17 protein-coding genes are annotated in these 18741 nt (G+C 69.5%); 11 read left to right on the forward strand and 6 right to left on the reverse strand.

The features are described 5' to 3' along the window. Positions 1-12 precede the first annotated feature (12 nt). Positions 13-1488 carry a Tox-REase-5 domain-containing protein gene (locus HUA78_RS12460; RefSeq protein ID WP_174476350.1) on the reverse strand — a complete coding sequence of 492 codons (1476 nt, stop codon included), beginning with the start codon at positions 1486-1488 and terminating at the stop codon, positions 13-15. Positions 1489-1837: 349 nt separating this feature from the next. On the opposite strand from HUA78_RS12460, the gene HUA78_RS12465 reads away from it, so the two are divergent. From HUA78_RS12465 to HUA78_RS12490, 6 genes are all read left to right on the forward strand, one after another. Beyond that, complete coding sequence (locus HUA78_RS12465) at positions 1838-3685, forward strand: glycoside hydrolase family 15 protein (protein WP_174476351.1); 1848 nt, start codon at positions 1838-1840, stop codon at positions 3683-3685. 16 nt (positions 3686-3701) lie between these two features. Then, positions 3702-5060, forward strand: coding sequence for a glucose-6-phosphate dehydrogenase (locus HUA78_RS12470; protein ID WP_174465630.1), 1359 nt, complete (start codon positions 3702-3704; stop codon positions 5058-5060). A 96-nt stretch (positions 5061-5156) separates the two neighbouring features. After that, on the forward strand, positions 5157-5609 hold the full coding sequence (locus tag HUA78_RS12475; protein ID WP_174465629.1) for a DUF3302 domain-containing protein: 453 nt from the start codon (positions 5157-5159) through the stop codon (positions 5607-5609). Further along, positions 5609-6790: an HlyD family secretion protein gene (locus HUA78_RS12480; RefSeq protein WP_174456906.1), complete on the forward strand. Its 1182-nt coding sequence runs from the start codon at positions 5609-5611 to the stop codon at positions 6788-6790. Before HUA78_RS12475 ends, HUA78_RS12480 begins: the two co-directional genes overlap by 1 nt. Before the next feature lie 13 nt (positions 6791-6803). After that, complete coding sequence (locus tag HUA78_RS12485; RefSeq protein WP_174476352.1) at positions 6804-8234, forward strand: efflux transporter outer membrane subunit; 1431 nt, start codon at positions 6804-6806, stop codon at positions 8232-8234. 150 nt (positions 8235-8384) lie between these two features. Then, on the forward strand, positions 8385-8747 hold the full coding sequence (locus HUA78_RS12490; RefSeq protein WP_141643088.1) for a cupin: 363 nt from the start codon (positions 8385-8387) through the stop codon (positions 8745-8747). Between the two features lie 7 nt (positions 8748-8754). On the opposite strand, the gene HUA78_RS12495 is transcribed toward HUA78_RS12490, so the two are convergent. Continuing rightward, positions 8755-10365, reverse strand: coding sequence for a hypothetical protein (locus HUA78_RS12495; RefSeq protein ID WP_174476353.1), 1611 nt, complete (start codon positions 10363-10365; stop codon positions 8755-8757). A gap of 260 nt (positions 10366-10625) precedes the next feature. On the opposite strand from HUA78_RS12495, the gene HUA78_RS12500 reads away from it, so the two are divergent. Beyond that, positions 10626-10844, forward strand: coding sequence for a hypothetical protein (locus HUA78_RS12500; RefSeq protein WP_174456909.1), 219 nt, complete (start codon positions 10626-10628; stop codon positions 10842-10844). Between the two features lie 10 nt (positions 10845-10854). Here HUA78_RS12500 and HUA78_RS12505 read toward each other — a convergent pair whose 3' ends face one another. Next, positions 10855-11463, reverse strand: coding sequence for a DUF1579 domain-containing protein (locus HUA78_RS12505; protein ID WP_141643085.1), 609 nt, complete (start codon positions 11461-11463; stop codon positions 10855-10857). On the opposite strand from HUA78_RS12505, the gene HUA78_RS12510 reads away from it, so the two are divergent. The 3 genes from HUA78_RS12510 (at position 11454) to HUA78_RS12520 (ending at position 14510) form a co-directional block, all read left to right on the forward strand. After that, positions 11454-12563: an ATPase, T2SS/T4P/T4SS family gene (locus HUA78_RS12510; protein ID WP_174476355.1), complete on the forward strand. Its 1110-nt coding sequence runs from the start codon at positions 11454-11456 to the stop codon at positions 12561-12563. The two genes, HUA78_RS12505 and HUA78_RS12510, sit on opposite strands and share 10 nt — an antisense overlap. Before the next feature lie 148 nt (positions 12564-12711). After that, positions 12712-13359, forward strand: coding sequence for a hypothetical protein (locus tag HUA78_RS12515; RefSeq protein ID WP_174460029.1), 648 nt, complete (start codon positions 12712-12714; stop codon positions 13357-13359). 290 nt (positions 13360-13649) lie between these two features. Continuing rightward, positions 13650-14510: a TonB family protein gene (locus tag HUA78_RS12520; protein WP_174476356.1), complete on the forward strand. Its 861-nt coding sequence runs from the start codon at positions 13650-13652 to the stop codon at positions 14508-14510. Here the strand turns inward: HUA78_RS12520 and HUA78_RS12525 are convergent. Together HUA78_RS12525 and HUA78_RS12530 are read right to left on the reverse strand one after the other, a co-directional pair. Beyond that, positions 14491-16035 carry a DUF4153 domain-containing protein gene (locus HUA78_RS12525; protein ID WP_174476357.1) on the reverse strand — a complete coding sequence of 515 codons (1545 nt, stop codon included), beginning with the start codon at positions 16033-16035 and terminating at the stop codon, positions 14491-14493. The two genes, HUA78_RS12520 and HUA78_RS12525, sit on opposite strands and share 20 nt — an antisense overlap. A gap of 136 nt (positions 16036-16171) precedes the next feature. Continuing rightward, positions 16172-16579 carry a low molecular weight phosphatase family protein gene (locus tag HUA78_RS12530; protein ID WP_141643080.1) on the reverse strand — a complete coding sequence of 136 codons (408 nt, stop codon included), beginning with the start codon at positions 16577-16579 and terminating at the stop codon, positions 16172-16174. Between the two features lie 270 nt (positions 16580-16849). Between HUA78_RS12530 and HUA78_RS12535 the strand changes: the two genes are divergently transcribed. Next, the gene (locus HUA78_RS12535) at positions 16850-17830 is read left to right on the forward strand and encodes a TerC/Alx family metal homeostasis membrane protein (RefSeq protein ID WP_174456915.1); all 981 of its coding nucleotides are present in this window, start codon (positions 16850-16852) and stop codon (positions 17828-17830) included. On the opposite strand, the gene HUA78_RS12540 is transcribed toward HUA78_RS12535, so the two are convergent. Further along, on the reverse strand, positions 17827-18684 hold the full coding sequence (locus HUA78_RS12540; protein ID WP_174460033.1) for a hypothetical protein: 858 nt from the start codon (positions 18682-18684) through the stop codon (positions 17827-17829). The two genes, HUA78_RS12535 and HUA78_RS12540, sit on opposite strands and share 4 nt — an antisense overlap. Between the last annotated feature and the right edge of the window lie 57 nt (positions 18685-18741).

Here is an 18741-nt window from a genome sequence, read left to right on the forward strand (position 1 = left end):
CTGGCCAGGCACCTACAGGGACGGCGGGGTATGCACGACGGTAATCCTACCGAGATCTTCGTTCCTGAAAATCTCGCGGACAAAATCCGCGGCCTCGCGCTCCGCGAAGTGCCAGCGAACAGGAGTGCCGTTGGCCACTTCGAGTTGTCGCTCGGCCTGAAGCACTATTTTCCTGAAGCCCTGATACCAACCACCGTTTTCCACGGCGTCGGGGATGAACTTGGCGTAACCCGTCCCCTTGGCTTCCAGCAGAACCCCGTCCTTGAACCCATCGAAACTCACGTCTTCGACCTTGTAGATCTGTCCCTTGGGGGCCCCCGTCACTTGCTTCTCGTACCGGCGTGAGTGCTCGCTCATCGACTCCCGAGCTGCCTCCCATCTACCCGGCCCATCCGAAGGCGAGGACTGACCGCCGGACACGTTCTCTCGATGGAGAATGATGGCGGCGCCAGGGCCACCGCCCAGTACCGCCGCCGCGCGTCCCACTGGCACCGCTACCCGCTCGAGGGTCAGCGCCCCCTGTGCTGACAAGGTCAGCACCGGCACCGTGGCTTCGGCCCCCGCCAGCGCTCCGGTCACCGTGCGCGTCGTCGCCACGGCGGTGCCCGTCGTGAGCAGGAGGTTCGTGGCCAGCTCCGCCACCGCCTGAACCTGTTCGCCCCGCGTCATGTACCGGAAGCGCTCGAAGTATTCCGGCGATGACTGGATGAGCGCGGCCACACCAGCGGGCAGATTCTTGAGTGAGGCGATGCTGTCCAACGGGTAGGTGAAGAAGTGGCCAAGGGAGAGCGCCAGCTTCACGAACGCCATCTCGGCCCCATCCAGTGTGCGGCCCACGTAGTCCGCGTCGTCATGGACCTCCGCCAAGAGACGCCCATCCACCTCCCGCAGCTCGTCATCCAGCAACCTGAAGACACCCGTGCGCCCGTCATAGAAACGGCCCAGCTCGAAGCCGTGCGCGCGGAAGGCGCCGTCCCTCCATTGGACAGGCGCGACTCGCTGTTGCGTCGCCCCACTTCGCACCCACGCAAGGCAGCCGTCAGGACGAAGTACCGCCAGAGGCGTGAAGCGCCCCACTCGACGCACCAACTCGGCGCGCGACACCTCGCCCCCCTTCAGCACCCCGCGCAGCAAGTGCCCCACCGCGAGACGCGAGGGAAACTGCCCCAGCGTGACGGGCTTCCTCAACAGCCCTCTCAGCAGTCGCGCCGCCAGTGATGGGGTGAGCGGGCCTCCTGGAATCGGACGCTCGTCCCGTGCCTCGAACCCTGCATTCGTGAGCAGCGACTCCCACGCGTCCGCCTGAGAAGCCGCGCCCACGGAGGCAAGCGGCGAGCCACGGTACGTGAGTTCTCCACCCCCACGTGTGGCGGCCACTCGCTGCGCGTGGTTCAGAGTCCTCCCCCTGCTCGACGCGGAGGTGCCCGCCGCACACCCCGTGGTGATGGTCAGCAGCACGACTCCCAACAACCGCACGTCAGCGCGCATGGCCCATCCCAGTCTCATCGAGGCGAGGCTCTTCGACCGTGGGACTCATTCCTCCATGAGGATGAGCCACGGCGGCCTCAAGCTATCGCCAGCCCACGCCAAGCTGAACGACACGACAGGTCTGGTACGCTCCAAGACCACGCCCACACTCGACGTTCCCGGCGGAAACCAAGGCCAACGCTCGACGTGTGGAGGGCTCCCTCATCCGAGCCATCCGACCCGAACTCCCTAGCGCTCCGCCGCCCGCGTGCTGGGGCTTCGCGACGACGAGCCCTGGGCTCGAATTGCATCCGAAGTGTCGGCGCCTACCTTTCTCGCACAACGCACAGACATACCCAGGGGGGATGAAATGGCTTCGACAGAGACCGTGCAGACGAGGGAGGCCCCGAGGACCGGGTGGGGCAGCGAGACCCAGGCGGAACCAGGCCTGCTCATCGAGGACCATGCGCTCCTGGGCGACCTGTACACCGCCGCGCTCGTGGCCAAGGACGGCTCCATCGACTTTCTCTGCCTCCCGGACTTCGACTCGGACGCGTGCTTCACCTCGCTCCTGGGAACCGCCGACAACGGGCGGTGGAAGGTGGCTCCGACGTCACCCGTGCGCGAGGTGAAACGCCGCTACCGCGGCAAGACGCTCATCGTCGAAACGGAGCTCGTGACGGACGAAGGCGCGGTGCGACTCGTGGACTTCATGCCCATCCGGAAGGGCAGCCCGCACCTGGTGCGCCAGGTGGAGGGAGTCCGAGGCACCGTGAAGATGCGCTCCGATCTGCGTCCCCGTTTCGGCAACGGCTACACCGTGCCCCTGGTCAGCAATCGAGACGGTGCCTCCGCGGCCGTCGCCGGCCCGGATGCCCTCTACCTGCGAGGCGGAGCCGGTGAGGCGCCCCCGCCGTTCGAATCGGAGTTCACGGTTCGCGCCGGCCAGCGGATTTCCTTCGTGCTGTCCTGGGGCCGCCCCTACAGCGACATCCCCGACGTGCTGGACGCGGAGGCCGCCCTGCGGGAGACGCAGTCCTTCTGGGAGGACTGGGCCTCGAAGATCCGCCTGCCCGCGAAGTACCAGGACGAGGTCGTCCGCTCCCTCATCACCCTCAAGGCATGCAGCTTCCAACCCACGGGTGCGCTCGTCGCCGCGCCCACCTTCGGACTCCCGGAGACTCCAGGCGGAGAGCGCAACTGGGACTATCGCTTCTGCTGGATTCGCGACGCGGTCCTGACGCTGCACGCGCTCATGCGCGGCAACCTCACCGACGAGGCGGAGGCCTTCGGCAACTGGATGGTGAATGCCATTGGAGGCGCCCCGACCCAGCTGCAAATCATGTACGGCATCCGGGGCGAGCGACGCCTCACCGAAGTCTCGCTGGACTGGCTGAACGGCTACGAGGGGGCCCGCCCCGTGCGCATCGGCAACGGGGCCTACTCGCAGTTCCAGCTCGACATCCTCGGCGAGTTCGCCGGGGTGCTCTACCTCCACGCGAAGCTGAAGGGCACGTTGCCGGAGCGCGCCCGGAAGGCCCTCAAGAGCGTCGCGACGCGCGTGTCCGAGGTCTGGAGAAATCCGGACCATGGCATCTGGGAGATGCGCGGTCCGAAGCACGACTTCACCGCCTCCAAGGTGTCGGCATGGACCGCCGTGGACCGCTGGGTGCGAGTGATTGAGGAGTACGGCTTGAGCGAGGACAAGGCGCCGTGGGTGAAGCTGCGGCAGACCATCTTCGACGAGGTGTGCAGCAAGGGCTACGACGCCAAACGCAACACCTTCACCCAGTACTACGGCTCGAAGGGAGTGGACGCGAGCCTGCTCTTCATCCCGCTCAGCGGGTTCCTCCCGGCGGACGACCCTCGCGTCGCGGGAACGGTGCTCGCCATCGAGCAGGAGCTGATGCCGGACGGGCTGGTGCTGCGCTACCGGACGGAGGACAGCGTGGACGGGCTCGAAGGTGAGGAGGGCGCGTTCCTCGCCTGCTCCTTCTGGCTCGCGGACACCTACCACCTCATGGGGCGCCAAGAGGACGCCCAGCGGTTCTTCGAGAAGCTCTTGGCGCTCAGCAACGACGTGGGCCTGCTCGCCGAGGAGTACCTGCCCAAGGAGCGCAGGCTGTTCGGCAACTTCCCCCAGGCGTTCAGCCACCTGACGCTCGTGAACTGCGCCTACCTCCTGGCTGAAGGATACAAACCCCCGCTGGACTCGTAGACCGGAGGGTGAGGGAATGATCGACCCGTTCGTCATCATCGGCGCCTCGGGAGACCTGACGGCGCGGCTGCTCCTCCCCGCCGTGGCGGAGCTCGTCGAGCAGCAGAAGACTCCCGAGGGGCTGACCCTCACCGGGGTCGATCGGATGGACTGGACCGAGGAGCAATTCCGCGAGCGCATGCGCGAGGCCCTGGACGCGCATGCGACGCGCGCCTCCGCGCGGACTCGCACGGAGGTCCTCCGCCGCCTGCGTTACCGGCGAGCGGATGCCACGCGCGGCGAGGACCTCCGGCGCGCGCTTGGCGGCATCCACCCGTCGGTCCTCGCCTACCTCGCCCTGCCAGCACATCTGTTCGAGCCGGTGCTCGCGGCCCTCTCCGAGGCGAGCCTCCCGAAAGGCAGCGTGGTGGCGGTCGAGAAGCCCTTCGGCGTCGACCTCACCTCGGCCCAACGCCTCAATGAACTGCTGCGGCTGCGCTTCCCCGACACCCTGGTCTTCCGCATCGACCACTTCCTGTCGGACGAACTGGTCCAGCGCGTCTTCGCCCTGCGGTTCGGCAACCGTGTGCTCGAGTCCATCTGGAGCCAGCAGCACATCGAGCGGGTGACCATCACCTGGGACGAGATGCTCACCGTCGAGGGCCGCGCGTCGTACTACGACCGCGCAGGCGCGCTCCGCGACATGATTCAGAACCACCTCCTGGAGGTGCTGGCGCTGGTCGCGATGGAGCAGCCCGCGCGCTCCGACGAGCGCTCCATCCGGGACGCCCGCGCCGCCGTGCTCCGGACGATTCCGACCATGACCGCGGAGCAGGTGCGCCAGCGCAGCGTCCGCGCCCGGTACGTGGACGGCGGCATCGATGGACACAAGGTGCCCGCCTACTCCCGGGAGCGGGGAGTCGAGGCCTCGCGCGAGACGGAGACCTTCGCGGAGCTCACGCTCGAACTGGCGAGCTGGCGCTGGGCGGGCGTGCCCTTCGTCCTGCGCACGGGCAAGGCGCTGGCCCAGTCACACGCCGAGGTGGCGGTGTACTTCCGCTTCGAGCCGGACCACGCCTACCGAGGCCAGACTGGTGGCCAGAACGTGCTGCGCATCGGCCTGTCGGAGCCCTACGTCCGCCTCGCGGTGAACATCAACGGGCCGGAGCTGACGCTGGTCACCCAGGACCTGGAGCTGCGGTCGCATGCCACCGGACGGCTCGCGTACTCGAACCTCCTGCTCGACATGTTGAGAGCACAGCCCATGCTCACCCTCCGGGACGACGAGGTGGAGGAGGCGTGGCGAATCGTCGAGCCGGTGCTCGCGGGCTGGCGGCGAGGTGAAGTCCCCCTGCGCGAGTATCCGGCGGGAAGCGCGGGGCCCTCCGGTCGCTGAACAGTGATGCCAGACGGGAGTGCCGCGCGCTCGAACGTCCCCTTGACGGTAGGGAAACCCCTCATAGCTTGTCGTCGGAGCAAGGGGGCGGACATCATGAGATGGCCAAGGGGGGCCACCACCGCGCTGCGATGGTGGGGGCTGGCGGCGTGGGCTCCGCGTCCAGCGCACGCGTCGCTTCTCAGCGGCGACGCGATGGACACCGCAGCGGAGGTGTTCAGCTGGATTGTCATCATCATCGGCCCGGTGATTCTCATCTCCGGGTTCTGGCTGCTCCACATCCTCCCGGAAAAAATCGCGGAGAAGCGCCATCACCCGCAGCTGGATGCCATCAAGACCCTGTGCCTGCTGTCGCTGTTCTTCGGCGGGCTCCTGTGGCCGCTGGCATGGCTCTGGGCCTACTCCAAGCCGTCCCTGTACAAGCTGGCCTACGGGCATGACCGGGTCCCTCCTCCGCACGGCCCCGAGGCCGACGAGGCCGCGCTTCCGGCCCCCCCAGGCACACCCTCCGAAGGACCGTCCCCCGAAGAGAGAGGGGAGCCGCACTGATGGAACTGCTGCTGCTCCTCGTCTACGCGGGCGTCGTCTGGCTGATCTTCTTCAAGCTCAAGCTGCTGCCGTGGAACTTCGTCTCCCAGGTCATCATCATCACCCTGCCCATCATCGGCATCACGGTGCTCATCCTGCTGGCCAACGTGTACGCGCCGTCCTCGTCGGACGCGCGGGTGATGAACTACGTCGTGCAGGTCGTCCCGCGGATCTCCGGACGCGTCATCGAGGTGCCCGTCCAGCCCAACAGCGCGGTGAAGAAAGGGGACGTGCTCTTCCGTATCGACCCTGAGTCCACGCAATTGGAGGTGAATGGGCTGAAGGCCAGGGTGCGGGAGCTGGACGCGAAGGTCGCGGGTGCTCGCGCCATCGAGAAGCAGCTGTCACTGGAGCGCAAGACGGCCCAGGGCAGAAGGGCCTCCGTCGCGGCCCGGCTGGACCTGGCCCGGCGGCGCGTGCGGCAACACAAGGTCCTCGCCTCCAATGGCTCCGGCACTCAGTTCGACTTGCAGCAGGTGGAGACAGAGGTCCGCAACCTGGAGGGTGAGCTGGCCGCGGCGAACGCCGCCGTGGGGCAGGTCACCCAGAGGCTCGAGGCGCGGACGGTGGACGGCACGCTCGTGGAGCTCGCCCAGGCCGAAGCCGGACAGCAGCAGGCGCTCGCCTCGCTGGCGGATGCGGAGTGGCGCCTCCGGGAGACCGTGACGTACGCGCCCGCGGATGGAACGGTGGTGAACCTCCAGCTTCGCGCGGGCTCCTACGCGGCGGCGCTGCCCATCTCGCCTGTCATGAGCTTCGTGGAGGACGAGCAGAACGTGGTCGCCTACTTCCATCAGAACGAGCTGCACCAGGTCCAGCCGGGCGACGAGGCGGAGGTCACGCTCCAGGCGTTCCCGAACCGCGTCATCAAGTGCCACGTCAAATCCGTGGTCTGGGCGACCGGACAGGGGCAGCTCCCCACCTCGGGGGTGTTGCCCGAGACGGGCGGGGAAGCCCTGCCTCCCGGACGCTACGCCGTCACGCTCAAGGTCGAGAAGTCGGAGGCGGACGAGGTCCTCCCGGCGGGAGCGCGCGGCCACGCCGCCATCTACACCCAGTCGTTCCACCCGGTGCACGTGCTGCGCAAGGTGATTCTCCGGGTGGGCACCAAGCTGGACTGGCTGATTCTCAAGCTGCACTGAGGAAGGGTGGAGCATGGTCGAGCGCCGGCGGTGGGGATGGCTCCGGGCCTGGGCGGTGCTCGTCGTGGGCGGGGGCGTCTGCGGCTGCCCCACACGCGCTCCGCCGCGAGGACCCGAGGTCGTCAAACAGGCACTCCCTCACACCTCGCTCGCCACCGCGTGGTCGGCGGCGGGCGCACCGGAGGGCGGCATCCAGGACGGGTGGCTGGCGACGTTCCAGGACGAACAGCTCCAGGCACTGGTCGCCGAGGCGCTCGGACACAACCCGGACCTCCGCTCAGCCTCGGCGCGGGTGGACCAGGCGTCGGCGATGCTCGGCGTCGCCCGCGCGGGGCTGATTCCCACAGTCGACCTGGAGGGGAAGGAATCCATCGGGTTTGGCCAGGGGCTGGATGGTGTGCTGCGCGGCATCGAAATCTCCGCCGGCTGGGAGGTCGACCTGTGGGGCAAGCTCCGCTATCGCCGCAACGCGGCCCGGGAGACGCTGGCCGCGGCAGAGGCCGAATTCGAGTTCGCCCGGCAGTCCCTCGCGGCGACCCTGGCCAAGGGCTGGCTGCTGGCCACCGAAGCCCACCTCCTGCAATGCATCGCCGTCGAGCGGGTCAGGATGGGAGAGGAGCTGGTCCAGCTCACCACCACGCGGCTGCAGGTCGGCGTCATCAGTGAGCACGAGCTGGTGCTGGCGCAGGCGAACCTGGACTCGTACCGCGACACCGTGAAGCAGTTGGAGCTGACGCGGGTGCAGGCGGTGCGCGCGGTGGAGCTGCTCGCGGGGCGCTATCCCTCGGGGACCCTGGAGCCCAGGGGCACCCTGGTCGAGCTGCCCGGCCCGGTGCCCGCGGGCATTCCCGCCTCGGTGCTCGAGCGGAGGCCCGACCTGATGGCCGCCGAGCGCCGCGTGGCCGCCGCGTTCAACCACGTGCAGGAGGCCAAGGCCGCGCGGCTTCCCTCGCTGCGCCTCACGGGCGCCGTGGGCCTGGTCGACAGCGACGTGGTGGTGCTGAAGGAGACGCTCACCAATCCCACGGGCGGCGTGGCGGCGGGATTGCTCGCGCCCCTCTTCCACGGCGGGGCCCTGGCGGCGCAGGTGCGCGCGCGGACGGCGGAGCAGGAGGCGGCGCTCGGCGCGTACGCGTCCGCGGCCCTGCGCGCCACGAACGAGGTGGAGAACGCGCTGACGAGCGCGCGCGTGCTCGACGAGCGTCGCGTCATCCTGGAGCGGGCCGTCGCCGAGCACGCGCGCGCGTTGGAGCTCCTGAATGTCGACTACCGCGTCGGGAAGGTCGACCTGCTCGCGCTGCTCCAGCAGACCCTCCTCGCGGACGCGGCACGAGTCGCCCTGCTGCGCGTGCGCAGCGAGCAGTTGATTCAGCGCATCAACCTCCACCTCGCCCTGGGTGGCGGCTTCTCCGTCCCGGCCGAGCCGAAGCCCGCCGCGAAGTAGCCCGCGTGACATCCGGTAGCGACGGACTGTTCCTGTCGCGTCGAACAGTGGCGGGTGCCTCGGTTCACTCGGAAGGGGTGGGTGTCCGCCGCCGCGTGCTGTAACGTGCCCCACCCGGACACATCACCCCGCCGTCTCACCGAGCCCTCGATGCCAACCCTGATTCCCGCCCCCATGCGCGTGACAGCCGTGGGCAACAAACCGAAGCTCATCCATGAGTTCGTCGGCCGGGCCACCACCAAGACCTCCGACGTCAGCGTCGCCCACATGAACAGCCCGGGCGGCTGGGAGGAGCCGGGCCAGAAGCCCGAGTTCAAGGAAATCACCCTCGTCCTCGCCGGCGTCCTGCGCGTCGAACACAAGGGCGGGTTCCTCGACGTGCGCGGCGGACAGGCCGTCATCTGCGAGCCGGGCGAGTGGGTCCGCTACAGCACCCCCGAGCCCGAGGGCGCCGAGTACGTCGCCATCTGCCTGCCCGCCTTTTCCCCGGGCACCGTCCACCGCGACGCCTGACGCGCCTTCAGCGCGCGTTCACCATCGTCACGAAGAACTCGCGCAGCGCGCGGAACAGCCGCTGCGTCACCCGCTCGTACCAGGCCTGGTCCTCGTCGGACTCGAAGAACTCGTCGTTCCACGAGCCCATCCCGCCAAAGACATCCGCCACCGAGCACGCCAGCAGGCCCCTTAGCCGTTCCTCGGACGAGGGGAACACCTGGAACAGCGTCACGAGCGAGAAGCGCCGCTCGAACGCGTCGCACGCCCGCTCTCCCAGCCCCACGCTCCGCAGCGCCTCGCGCACCGCGGCCAGCCGCTCCGGCGCGGCGTCACGCAACTGGAAGCCGGTGTTCTCCAGGATGAAGCGCGCCAGTCCGAAGGCCTCGGCGAAGGGCGAGCCCTTGCGCGTGGCGAACTCCTCCGCGTCCTTCAGGCTCGACAGCAGCTCCGCCCGCGTGTTCGTCGTCGCGCGCGGTGACAGGAGCGGCGAGCGCGCCACCTTCAGCGCGTTGAACAGGTACATCTGGTAGCGCGAGTCATTGGGCACCAGTCGCAGTCGCTCCCGCTCCGGAATCAACCCAGGGTCCTTCGCCTGCTGCTCCTTCGTGTACCCCTGCGCCCGCACACGCTCGCGCAATGGCTCCGGGATGATGAGCTCCGCGCCGCGCGCCTTGCAGGTCATCTGGAGCTCCTCCATGAGATTGCCGGAGGGAATCCCATGCACCGCCGCTGGCTCCGCCGTGGCCAGCAACTCCTTCAGAGACTGGGAGGTGTATGGCGTCGCATCCGGCGCGGTGAACCGGTTGAGGTTCTCCGCCGCGCGCGCCCAGACCTCCTCCGCGAAGGGCTGCGCCTCCACCAGCGTCACGAAGTCCCGCCCGAAGTCATCGCCCGACAGGTACACCCGCTCGTCCGACGGGACGAACTCCGCCAGTCGCTCCGGCGGCAAGAGGCTCCGCTCGAAGTCGTCCGGGTCCAGTGTCTGGAAGAAGGGGCGGAAGTCCTCGGAGAGCACCATCGCGCCGCCGTGGCGGAGCACCGTGGACTGGAGTTCCTTGAGCAGATCCCCGCCAATCAAATCGAACAGCGCCGCCCCCTCGCGCGAGCACAGGTAGTCCGCCACCTGTGACGCCGACACGGCGGGACGCTGGTTCATCGTATTGGAGTCGGTGATGACAAGTGAGAGTGCCTCCAGCACGCGCTCCGCGTTCGACTGGGCCCGGGCGAAGTCCACGAACTGCCGGGGAGTGATGAGCGAGGAGCTGCTGAAGACGATCTCCAGCTGGTAGAGGGTGTTGCCCTGCTTCGTGCGCACGTCCAGCACCAGGGCCTCCGAGTTGACGAAGGCCGCGGCCACATGGTCCGGCAGCTCACCGGGTCCCAGGCCCCCCAGGTCCATGGCGCGGACGCTCACCAGCTCCTCGCCATCCAGCACCTCGCGCCACGCCTCCAGCGACAGCTCCCGACCCTCTCGCGTGCGCGCGCCCACCGAATACGTCCCTGGCACCTCCAGGAGCCGCAGCGTCCACCCCGACCCCAGGTTCGTCTCCAACCGCGTCAGGACGTCCAGCCACTGCTCGCGCTCCACGCGAAGCAACGAGACAGTCAACGCCAGCACCAGGTCATCCAGCTTCATGCACGTCCTCTCACCGGGCCCTGGGCCCTGCCCGCGCGTCCCTCCGGTCGCGCACGCCGTCCGTCCGCCAGGGTTATCCCATGCGCAACGCCCGGCGGGCGCTCCTCTTCCAGCTATTGTCCATCGCCCTCACCTCCGCCCGCGCCGAGGAGTCCACGTCCCAGGATTTTTCCCGGGGCGCGCGGGACACGCGTCCAGCTCACGCCCCAGGGCGCGGTGAAGGAAGCGGCGACGCTGCCCGAGCCCTGGAACACCCTGCCGTGCGGGCTGACGAACTCGTCCAGGGCGGGGTGGCAGTGGACCGGCGGAGAGTGCGCTCCATCGCCGTGCGAGGCGTGGAGCTGGCCGCGCGGGCGAGGGGACTCCTCCTCTCGGTCGAGGGCGGCTTCGAGCACACCTTCCCCTCACGCAAGGAGGCCGAGCACATGCGGGTGGCGGTGGAGCCCGGCGCGAAGGCCTCGCTCCGCCGCGTGCGCTGAAGCGCGGTGACTATCCCTGACGGCGGCGCGTCAGCCGCGTCTCCACCGCGCGGTCCTCGCGGCCCTCGGGCCAGATGTTGAAGGACTCCAGAACCACGGTGTCCGCGTCCGGCTGGTGAATCACCGTGCGCCAGCCCCAGCGCTGCTTCTGCGTGACGCCCTGCTCGTCGCACATGCTCGCCGTGTAGCTTCCGAGCATCGACACGCGTCCGTCGTCCCGAGGCGCGCCGGTGGAGACCATCATGTTCGCGCTCATGTGGAAGCTGTCCACCCAGGCCGCGGTGTAGTGCTCCTCCGTGCGGTCGAAGCCGAGGATGAACTGGCCCGCGTGCGGCTTGCCCATCGCCGTGGAGTGGTAGTCGATGCGCACGAAGCGCCCGCCGAGCAACGGCTCGATGCTCGCGTGGGTGCGCGACTCCTCGGGCGCACCGGACGGGTCGAACCATGTGCGCGTCAGGCCCTCCCAGGCGCCCACCATTCCGGTCAACACCCGGTGCTCCGCGCCCGGGTCGAAGTCCGTCGTGGGCGCGTTCGTCGCATTCCAGTCCTGGCTCATGCCCTCTTCGTAGCCCCGAGCCTCGTCATCGTCACCACAAAGACTCGTGACGCATGCCATCATCGGCACCCCACGGGAGCCCACGCCTGAGCACACTCGCCACGACCCTCTCCGCGCTGATTGCCGGTCTGCTCGAACAGTTCGCCGACGAGGGCATCCCCGTCCCCAGTCCGCCGCCCCTCCCCGCTTCACCCGAGGAGGCCGCGGCGGCCCTGTTCTCCATCGCCGCGCGGACGCGCACCCTCGTCTTCTCCGTGTGGGCCGACGCCGACGGGGACGACCTCACGGCGGGCGCCTCGTTCTTCACCGTCCGCGCCGATGCGCCCGGGCATCAGGGCATGCTCGGACAAGACCGGCTGCCCGTGCGTCAGCCCTTCGCTCCCGCGCTGCATGCGTCGCTGAGCGAGGCCCTCCACACCCTGTCCCAACGAGGCCAGGACGAGGCGCGCCCCGCGCGTGGCACCGTCGAGTTCCCGCCCGGCGCCGAGGACCCGGAGGTCCTCTTCTGGGTGACGTTCCAGGAGGGCCCTGTCGCCCCCAGCGTCACCGTCTACGCCCGGGACCGTCAGCTCCGCGCCGCGCAGCCTCCGTTCAGCTCGCTGGGCATGCAGCCCTCGGAGGCCGCGTTCCTCACGGAGCGCTTCCTGCGGCTCGATACGCTGTTCCAGGGACAGCCGGTGGTGTTCTCCGGCGCGCGCGGCACCGGGCGCGGCACGTCCCTCCACGCGGCGATGGAAGCACTGCCTGACTTCACCAACGTCCTCGTCGCGCTGGAGCAACCGCGCGCCGTGGATGCGCGGCTCGGGATGGTGAAGGTGGGTGACACCGCGCCGCTCGCGCAGGTGGTCCGCGCGTTCCTCCGGCAGGACCCGGACGTGATTCTGGCGGACGAGCCTCGCGGCCCGCAGGACCTCCAGGTGCTCATCAACTCCGCGCTCACCGGCCACGCCACCGCCTTCGTCCTCGAAGCACAGAGCCCCGAGGCCGTCCTCGCGAAGCTCCACGAAGCCCTGCCCGAGGTGCCCGTCACGCCGCTCATCGTCCACCACGTGCTGGACGCGGCCACCGGCAAGCCGGTCCGCACGCTGCACACCGTCACGCGGGACGACTCGGGACAGAGCCACGTCGGGGCGTGGGCACCTCCCGCCGTGGCCAAGGGCTGAAGCCCACGCGTCTTGGCGTGACGCACGAGCGCCTTCCGCGAACGCGGGCCCTGCATCCTGGCGGGGACACCCGTCCTCTCGGGCCCCTCGTACATGCCTTGCTTCGCGGACCCAGGTCGTCACCAGGCGCGGCACCGTCATCCACTACATGGAAGTGAAGGTGAATGACGCGCAGTGCTCGAAAGCCCAGCGCAATGCCCAGGAGTTCGTCGAGGACCGCCTCAAGAACGCGCTCAACGGCCAGTACGGCATCCCCGCCCAGCAAGGCGCGCAGACCATCGAGCAGGCGATGGGACGGGGCGCGGACTTCGAGCTCCATCTCATCCGGGTGTCCATGCCCCGCAACGGCACCTTGGAGTACCGGCAGGGCAACCCCATCACCGCCACGTGCTACCCCTGGGGCGAAACCGGCGGACGCGGCGGGCAGCCTGTCGTCATCCTCCAGCGCTGCGACAGCATCACGTACATGGACAGCGCCTGGATTGGTGACACCGGGGAGCGCATCGCCCACGACTTCCTCAAGCACCTCGGCTTCGACGTCCGGGGCGCGGTGCAGAACAATACGGGCAATGGCGTGGACCTCGCCGCCAGGCTCTCCTGCACGCCGACGAGCCCCCGGTGGGCCTTCTTCGAGGTGAAGGCCAGCACCGTGAAGTTCCAGACGGCGCTGGAGCACCCCGACCATCCCCACGCCTCTCTTCGTGGGCTTCTCCAACAACACCTCCGGGTCGACCTTCAGCATCCCCAAGGTCTCCGTGCAGACGCTCGTCCCGCACCCCTTTGGCGGGCGCTATGACAACCAGCACAGTTGCTTCGTCCTGAACTGTGACTGCCGTCAGTTCGTCGCCGCCTCCGGTGATGCGAGGCAGTGCCGGAGCTGCGGCCACCCTCACGGGTCCTGAAGTGAGGTCTGGTGGACACGTTCCTCATGGAACGCGCATGAATCGGGCAGGAATTCAGCACTGTCGCCTGGCGCCCTGGGGCAGGTCCCCTTCACCGCGACGAGGACCGGCACTACCCACGTGTCAGGTGGATGGGGCCTCCCGCTAGACTGTCGTTCCAAGCGGGAGGAAAGGGGGTTGGGACATGCCGGACGAACGTCCGAAGGACGGCCACGCCGAGACGCCGCTTTTCGCCTCCGTCGCCCACGCGCGCTCACGCCGGGCCGCGGACAACTCACGCACCTTCTGGGTGGTGCCGCTCGCGGTGGCCTTCCACGTGCTCGCGCTCGTGGGACTGGACACCCTCTGGCACGGCTCCACCCTCGCGCCCCGGCTCGTCACGAAAGACGAGGACATGCTCGTCCTGCGCCTGCTCGCCGCGCCTCCGCCGCCGCCCCCCGCTCCCGCCGCCAGCTCGCCGTCCACGCCGCGTCAGGCCTCCGCGCGACGCGCACGCCCCCTGTCGAAGCCCCACCCGTCGAAGGCCTTCACCCGGCCCTCGGAGCCTCGGCCGCTCCCGGCTCCCGAGGCGCCACCTCCGCATGAGACAGCCGACGCGAAGTCCGCGGACGAGGCCCTCGCCACGGCCACGCCCGGCGGAGTCTCCGGTGGCGTGGCGGGCGGGGTCATCGGCGGCGTGGTGAACAGCGTCCTCGCCGCGAGCAGCGCGGGGCTGCTCCCCGTCGCGCAGCCGCCCCCCTCCCGCGAGGAGCGCAACGCCTGGGAGGAGGAGTACTTCGAGGTGATGTTCCGCGACCGCTTCGAGAACGTGCGCTACCCGCACCAGGCCGCGATGGCCGGAATCGAAGGCCGCTTCTCGCTGCGCATCACCGTCGGAGCCCGGGGCCAGTTGCTCGAGCTGTCCGTCGTGGGCCACTGCCCCCACTTCGTCCTGTGCGACGCGGCCCAGGCGGCGGTGCGTGACGCGGCCCCCTTCCCGCCTCCGCCCGCCGCGCTCGGCCCTCGCGTCACGGTGGAGCTGCCCTTCAACTACCACCTGCGCTGACGCGCTCCTCCGCCGACTCCAGCGCCCGGCACGCCCGCCAGCGCGCCAGGCTCCACTCCGGCCAGGACACGTCCTCGCACACGTCCACGTAGTGCTGTTTCAGATGCGCCACCCCCTCGAGCTTCCCCGAGGAGAGCCCACGCACCAGCTCCGGCACGGCATCCCCGGAGAGCGAGTGCAGATACTCGCTATCCACCGAGGCCCCCGGCTCCCCCCGCGTGAGGTTGAGCCGGACGATGAGCGCGTCGGGGTTGATGACATTCACGGCCAGCACCGCGCCCAGCGCCGTGACGAAGGCGCCCACGGCGAAGCGCTCCGGTCGCCACCAGAGCGTCACGCCGCGCCACGCGAGCACCACGCCCAGCGCGAACATGAAGACATGGGTGAACAGGCGCAGGCGCGTGTAGCCGAACGCGTCCTCGTACAGCGTCATGCGCTGCACCGCCGAGGCGACGATGACCAGCGTCAACGCCACCATGATGGAGGCCCCCGCCTGGAAGACCGTCCTGGCCAGCGGTGACTCGCGGCGGGTCCACCGCGCCAGCGCCATGACCAGCCCCAGCGTCAGCATGGACACGACCATCAGCTCGAAGAAGCCCCGGCGCGCGTACTCCGCATACGAGTACCCGGGCGCCGGAGACGACGCGTCGCCGATGAAGAGGTACGCCACCTGGAAGCCCGCGAAGGCGAAGAACAACGCGTCCACCGCGAGGATGAGCGTCAGCGCCTCCGTGAGCCCCAACCGTGGCGACGCGGGCGCCACCTCCGCCTCTCCCGCCTCGCTCCCCGTGCGCCGCCGCAGCGCGTGCCCCAGCGCGCTCGCGGCCAGGCCCGCGCAGAGGAACACGCCCATCCCCCTGATGAGCGATGCGCCCAGCAGCGCGCCCACGTCCACGCTCCACACCCGCTGCACGGCCGAGGCGAACATCGCGTCCGCCGACGACAGCAGCATGGCGAACACCGCCAGCACCGGCACGGCGAGCAACACGCCCCTCGCGAAGGGCATGAGGCGCGGCGCCTGCCGCTTCGCGGCGCCCAGGTCCACCGAGTCGCGCACCAGCGCGGGCGGATGGAGCAGGCCGCGCAGCGCGGTGCCCAGCACCACCCCGGGATAGCCTCCCAGCCCCAGCCGCTGCACCCGGCCCGCGCCCCAGAAGTGCATCAGCAGCAAGAGCAGCGTCCCCGCCGTCAGCACGTTCAGCACCACGAGCCACGGGCTGTCACGCACCGCCACGAAGCCCGCCACGGCGAGCAGCGGCGCCAGCAACCACGCGTTGGGCCGCGCGCGCTGCCAGCCCTCGCGTCCGCCCAGGCCCACGAGCACCGCCACCAGCGACAGCGCCATCAATGGAAAGGACACGCCCCAGTGGGGCCGGTCCAACAGCACCTCCGCCAGCACCCCCAGCGCCAGGGCGGCCACCAGCGTGCGGCGTGGCGCGCGCGCCTGGGGCAGCCAGGGCGTGGACGGCAGGGGTGGCGGCGCGGACGGCGCCACCAGGGGCATGGGAGAGAGAGTCGAAGACATGACGGCGCACCTCGGACGGACATCGGCTCGAACGTCCGCAGGATGCGCCCGGGGCCCGGCGCCGTGCGGCCAGAGCGGGCGAGCGGTCGGCCCCCCACCCCAGCCGGCTCCCCGGCCCCACTGGCCGGCCGGCGGCTCAGCCGGCGCGCATCCAGCCCTCGCGCTCCAGCAGGCCCGCGACGCGCGCGGCCACCTCGTCGCGAATGCGGTGCACCAGCACCTCCGACTTGCCCTGCGGGTCGTCCAGCGGCCAGTCCTCGCGCTGGAGCCCCTTCACATGCGGACACGCCTCGCCACAGCCCAGGGTGATGAGCCAGTGGGCGTCCCGGGCCAGCTCCTCCGTGAGCTGCTGGGGCCGCGCGTCCTTCAAATCCAGACCCGCGTCACGCATCGCCTCCAGGACCTCCGGATGCACGCGCTCGCCAGGCTGTGTCCCCGCGGAGATGGCCCGCGCCTTCTCCGGGTCCGCCAGCACGTTGAAGAACGCCGCCGCCATTTGCGAGCGGCCAGCGTTGCGCACGCAGGCGAAGATGACCTTGTTCATCGGTACGACTCCTCCAGATTCCATGGCTCGTCGCGCCCCTCCCCCACGCGACCGTCTTGGGCCTCCCCTCACGGGCTGCCCCGCGCGGAAACTGACACATCCCGTGAAGGGATGCTCGCAAAGAGAGCGAAAAGCCCCCTGCCTGCCCGTATGGGTTCGTCAGCCCACATCCCCCTTGCCCAGGGGTGTCTGGCCCACCCCATTCCTGACGCGGCGCGTGCGGGAACCTCCTCCGCCCGCAGGGAGGATGCATAGGTTCAGACGACGAACATGCATGCGATTCCCACATGGCTCTGGGGGGTCTTCTGGGCGGCGGTGCTGACGCTGCTCGCGGTGGACCTGTTGTCGCACCGGGGGCATCACGGAGAGTCACGCCGGGCCGCCTGGATTTGGAGCGGGGTGTGGATTGCGGCGGGCTTGAGCTTCGGCGGACTGGTGTGGGCGGTGCTCGGGGGGCACGCGGCCCAGGAGTACGTGGCGGCCTGGCTCATCGAGAAGAGCCTCAGCCTGGACAACGCCTTCGTCTTCCTCGTCATCTTCCAGAGCCTGTCGGTCCCCCTGCGCGCGCAGCACCAGGTGCTCTTCTTCGGCATCTTCGGGGCGCTCGTCTTCCGCGCCCTCTTCATCTTCGTGGGGGCCGCCGCGCTGGCGCGCTGGAGCTGGGTGTCCTACGTCTTCGGCGCCATCCTGCTCGTCACCGCGCTGCGCGTGGCGCGCGAGGACCCGGCGAAGCAGAAGGACAACCGGGCGGTGCGCTGGCTGGCCAAGCACCTGCCAGTGACGCAGCAGGTCCATGACAAGAAGTTCATCGTCCGGCGCGAGGACGGCCACCGCGTGGCCACGCCGCTCCTGCTGGCGCTCCTGGGCCTGGAGCTGACGGACATCCTCTTCGCGGTGGACTCGGTGCCGGCCGCCTTCTCGGTGACGCAGGACACCTTCATCCTCTACAGCTCCAACGCCTTCGCGATTCTGGGGCTGCGGGCGCTGTACCTGGTGCTGGCGGGCACGCTGGGCCAGCTGCGCTACCTGCACTACGGCCTTGCGGGAGTGCTGGGCTTCGCGGGCCTGAAGATGGTGGTGGAACCCTGGCTCCACATCCCGCCGCTGCCCTCGGTGGCCATCATCGCCACGCTGGTGGGCGCCTCCGTCATCGCGAGCGTCCGCGCCCGGCGTCGCGACACCCTGGGGCACCCCGCTCCGGCCTCCTCCGAAGGGGAGGGGCCGGAGCCGGAGACCCCAGCGCGACGCTAGTCCTGGAGTTCCCCGTCGGCGCCGGCGCCCGCGCCGCTCAGCTCGTCGGTGGCGCCGCCGAGCACGAAGCCGTCGAAGGCCGCGTTGGCCATGACCTTGACGCGCTCCTCGTGCTTCTTGAGCAGCGCCATGTTGGCGGCGGCGGCCTGCTTCGCCGCGTCGGACAGGCCCTCGGCGCCGGTGCCGTTCGCGGCGTCCGACAGGGCTTCAATCTGCTCCTGGAGCCCGGTGCGGGACTCCTCGAGCTCCGCGCGCTCCTCGGCGGACAGCTTCGCGTTCTCCAGCTTGCCGTCCACCATCTTGAGCTGCTTCTGCATGGCCTCCACGGCCTTGGCGCTCATCTTCTGGACCGCCTCCGAGCCCTCCGCCACCATCGACGCGTAGACGGTGCTGGTGATGGTCTGGAACTCGTTGGGCGACATCCCGTTCTTCTTCAGGCTGGCGATGTACGCGGTGCGCACGTCCGCCATCATCCCCATCGCCAGGTTGGCGGCCTCCATCGCGGCGTTGAAGGACGGGTTCGCGTCCGCGTTCTTGGTGTCGTGCTCCTCCTGGAACGCCTTGGACTTCTCCTCGTAGGTCTTGAAGACGGGCAGCGCCGACTCGCGCACGGAGAGGTAGGTCAGCAGGCGCTCCTCCTGTAGCGACAGCACGTCACCCTCGGCGGGCGCCTCGAAGGGGTGGCTCTTGTTCAGCTCCGCCATCTCCTTTTGCTGCACCTGCATCTTCTGGACGGCCTCGATGCTGCCGCCCGCCTTCTTCGCGACCCACACGCCACCCACGACGACGGCGGCGATGACGCCAAGGATGAGGACGCCACAACCGATACCGAGCCCGATGAAGACCTTCTTCATTCACCCCTCCGAGGGAAGTAATACTGAGGCCCCCGTGCTAGCCGGGTGCGCCTCCCG

Origin of the sequence: Myxococcus sp. CA033, assembly GCF_013336625.1 — a bacterium.
GTDB classification, from domain to species: domain Bacteria; phylum Myxococcota; class Myxococcia; order Myxococcales; family Myxococcaceae; genus Myxococcus; species Myxococcus llanfairpwllgwyngyllgogerychwyrndrobwllllantysiliogogogochensis.

Excerpts from the sequence above, each read along its gene's own strand:
- HUA78_RS12460 (WP_174476350.1), bottom strand. The coding sequence starts at position 1,488 with ATGCGCGCTGACGTGCGGTTGTTGGGAGTCGTGCTGCTGACCATCACC.
- HUA78_RS12465 (WP_174476351.1), top strand. The coding sequence starts at position 1,838 with ATGGCTTCGACAGAGACCGTGCAGACGAGGGAGGCCCCGAGGACCGGG.
- HUA78_RS12470 (WP_174465630.1), top strand. The coding sequence starts at position 3,702 with ATGATCGACCCGTTCGTCATCATCGGCGCCTCGGGAGACCTGACGGCG.
- HUA78_RS12475 (WP_174465629.1), top strand. The coding sequence starts at position 5,157 with ATGAGATGGCCAAGGGGGGCCACCACCGCGCTGCGATGGTGGGGGCTG.
- HUA78_RS12480 (WP_174456906.1), top strand. The coding sequence starts at position 5,609 with ATGGAACTGCTGCTGCTCCTCGTCTACGCGGGCGTCGTCTGGCTGATC.
- HUA78_RS12485 (WP_174476352.1), top strand. The coding sequence starts at position 6,804 with ATGGTCGAGCGCCGGCGGTGGGGATGGCTCCGGGCCTGGGCGGTGCTC.
- HUA78_RS12490 (WP_141643088.1), top strand. The coding sequence starts at position 8,385 with ATGCCAACCCTGATTCCCGCCCCCATGCGCGTGACAGCCGTGGGCAAC.
- HUA78_RS12495 (WP_174476353.1), bottom strand. The coding sequence starts at position 10,365 with ATGAAGCTGGATGACCTGGTGCTGGCGTTGACTGTCTCGTTGCTTCGC.
- HUA78_RS12510 (WP_174476355.1), top strand. The coding sequence starts at position 11,454 with ATGCCATCATCGGCACCCCACGGGAGCCCACGCCTGAGCACACTCGCC.
- HUA78_RS12505 (WP_141643085.1), bottom strand. The coding sequence starts at position 11,463 with ATGATGGCATGCGTCACGAGTCTTTGTGGTGACGATGACGAGGCTCGG.
- HUA78_RS12515 (WP_174460029.1), top strand. The coding sequence starts at position 12,712 with ATGGAAGTGAAGGTGAATGACGCGCAGTGCTCGAAAGCCCAGCGCAAT.
- HUA78_RS12520 (WP_174476356.1), top strand. The coding sequence starts at position 13,650 with ATGCCGGACGAACGTCCGAAGGACGGCCACGCCGAGACGCCGCTTTTC.
- HUA78_RS12525 (WP_174476357.1), bottom strand. The coding sequence starts at position 16,035 with ATGTCTTCGACTCTCTCTCCCATGCCCCTGGTGGCGCCGTCCGCGCCG.
- HUA78_RS12530 (WP_141643080.1), bottom strand. The coding sequence starts at position 16,579 with ATGAACAAGGTCATCTTCGCCTGCGTGCGCAACGCTGGCCGCTCGCAA.
- HUA78_RS12535 (WP_174456915.1), top strand. The coding sequence starts at position 16,850 with ATGCATGCGATTCCCACATGGCTCTGGGGGGTCTTCTGGGCGGCGGTG.
- HUA78_RS12540 (WP_174460033.1), bottom strand. The coding sequence starts at position 18,684 with ATGAAGAAGGTCTTCATCGGGCTCGGTATCGGTTGTGGCGTCCTCATC.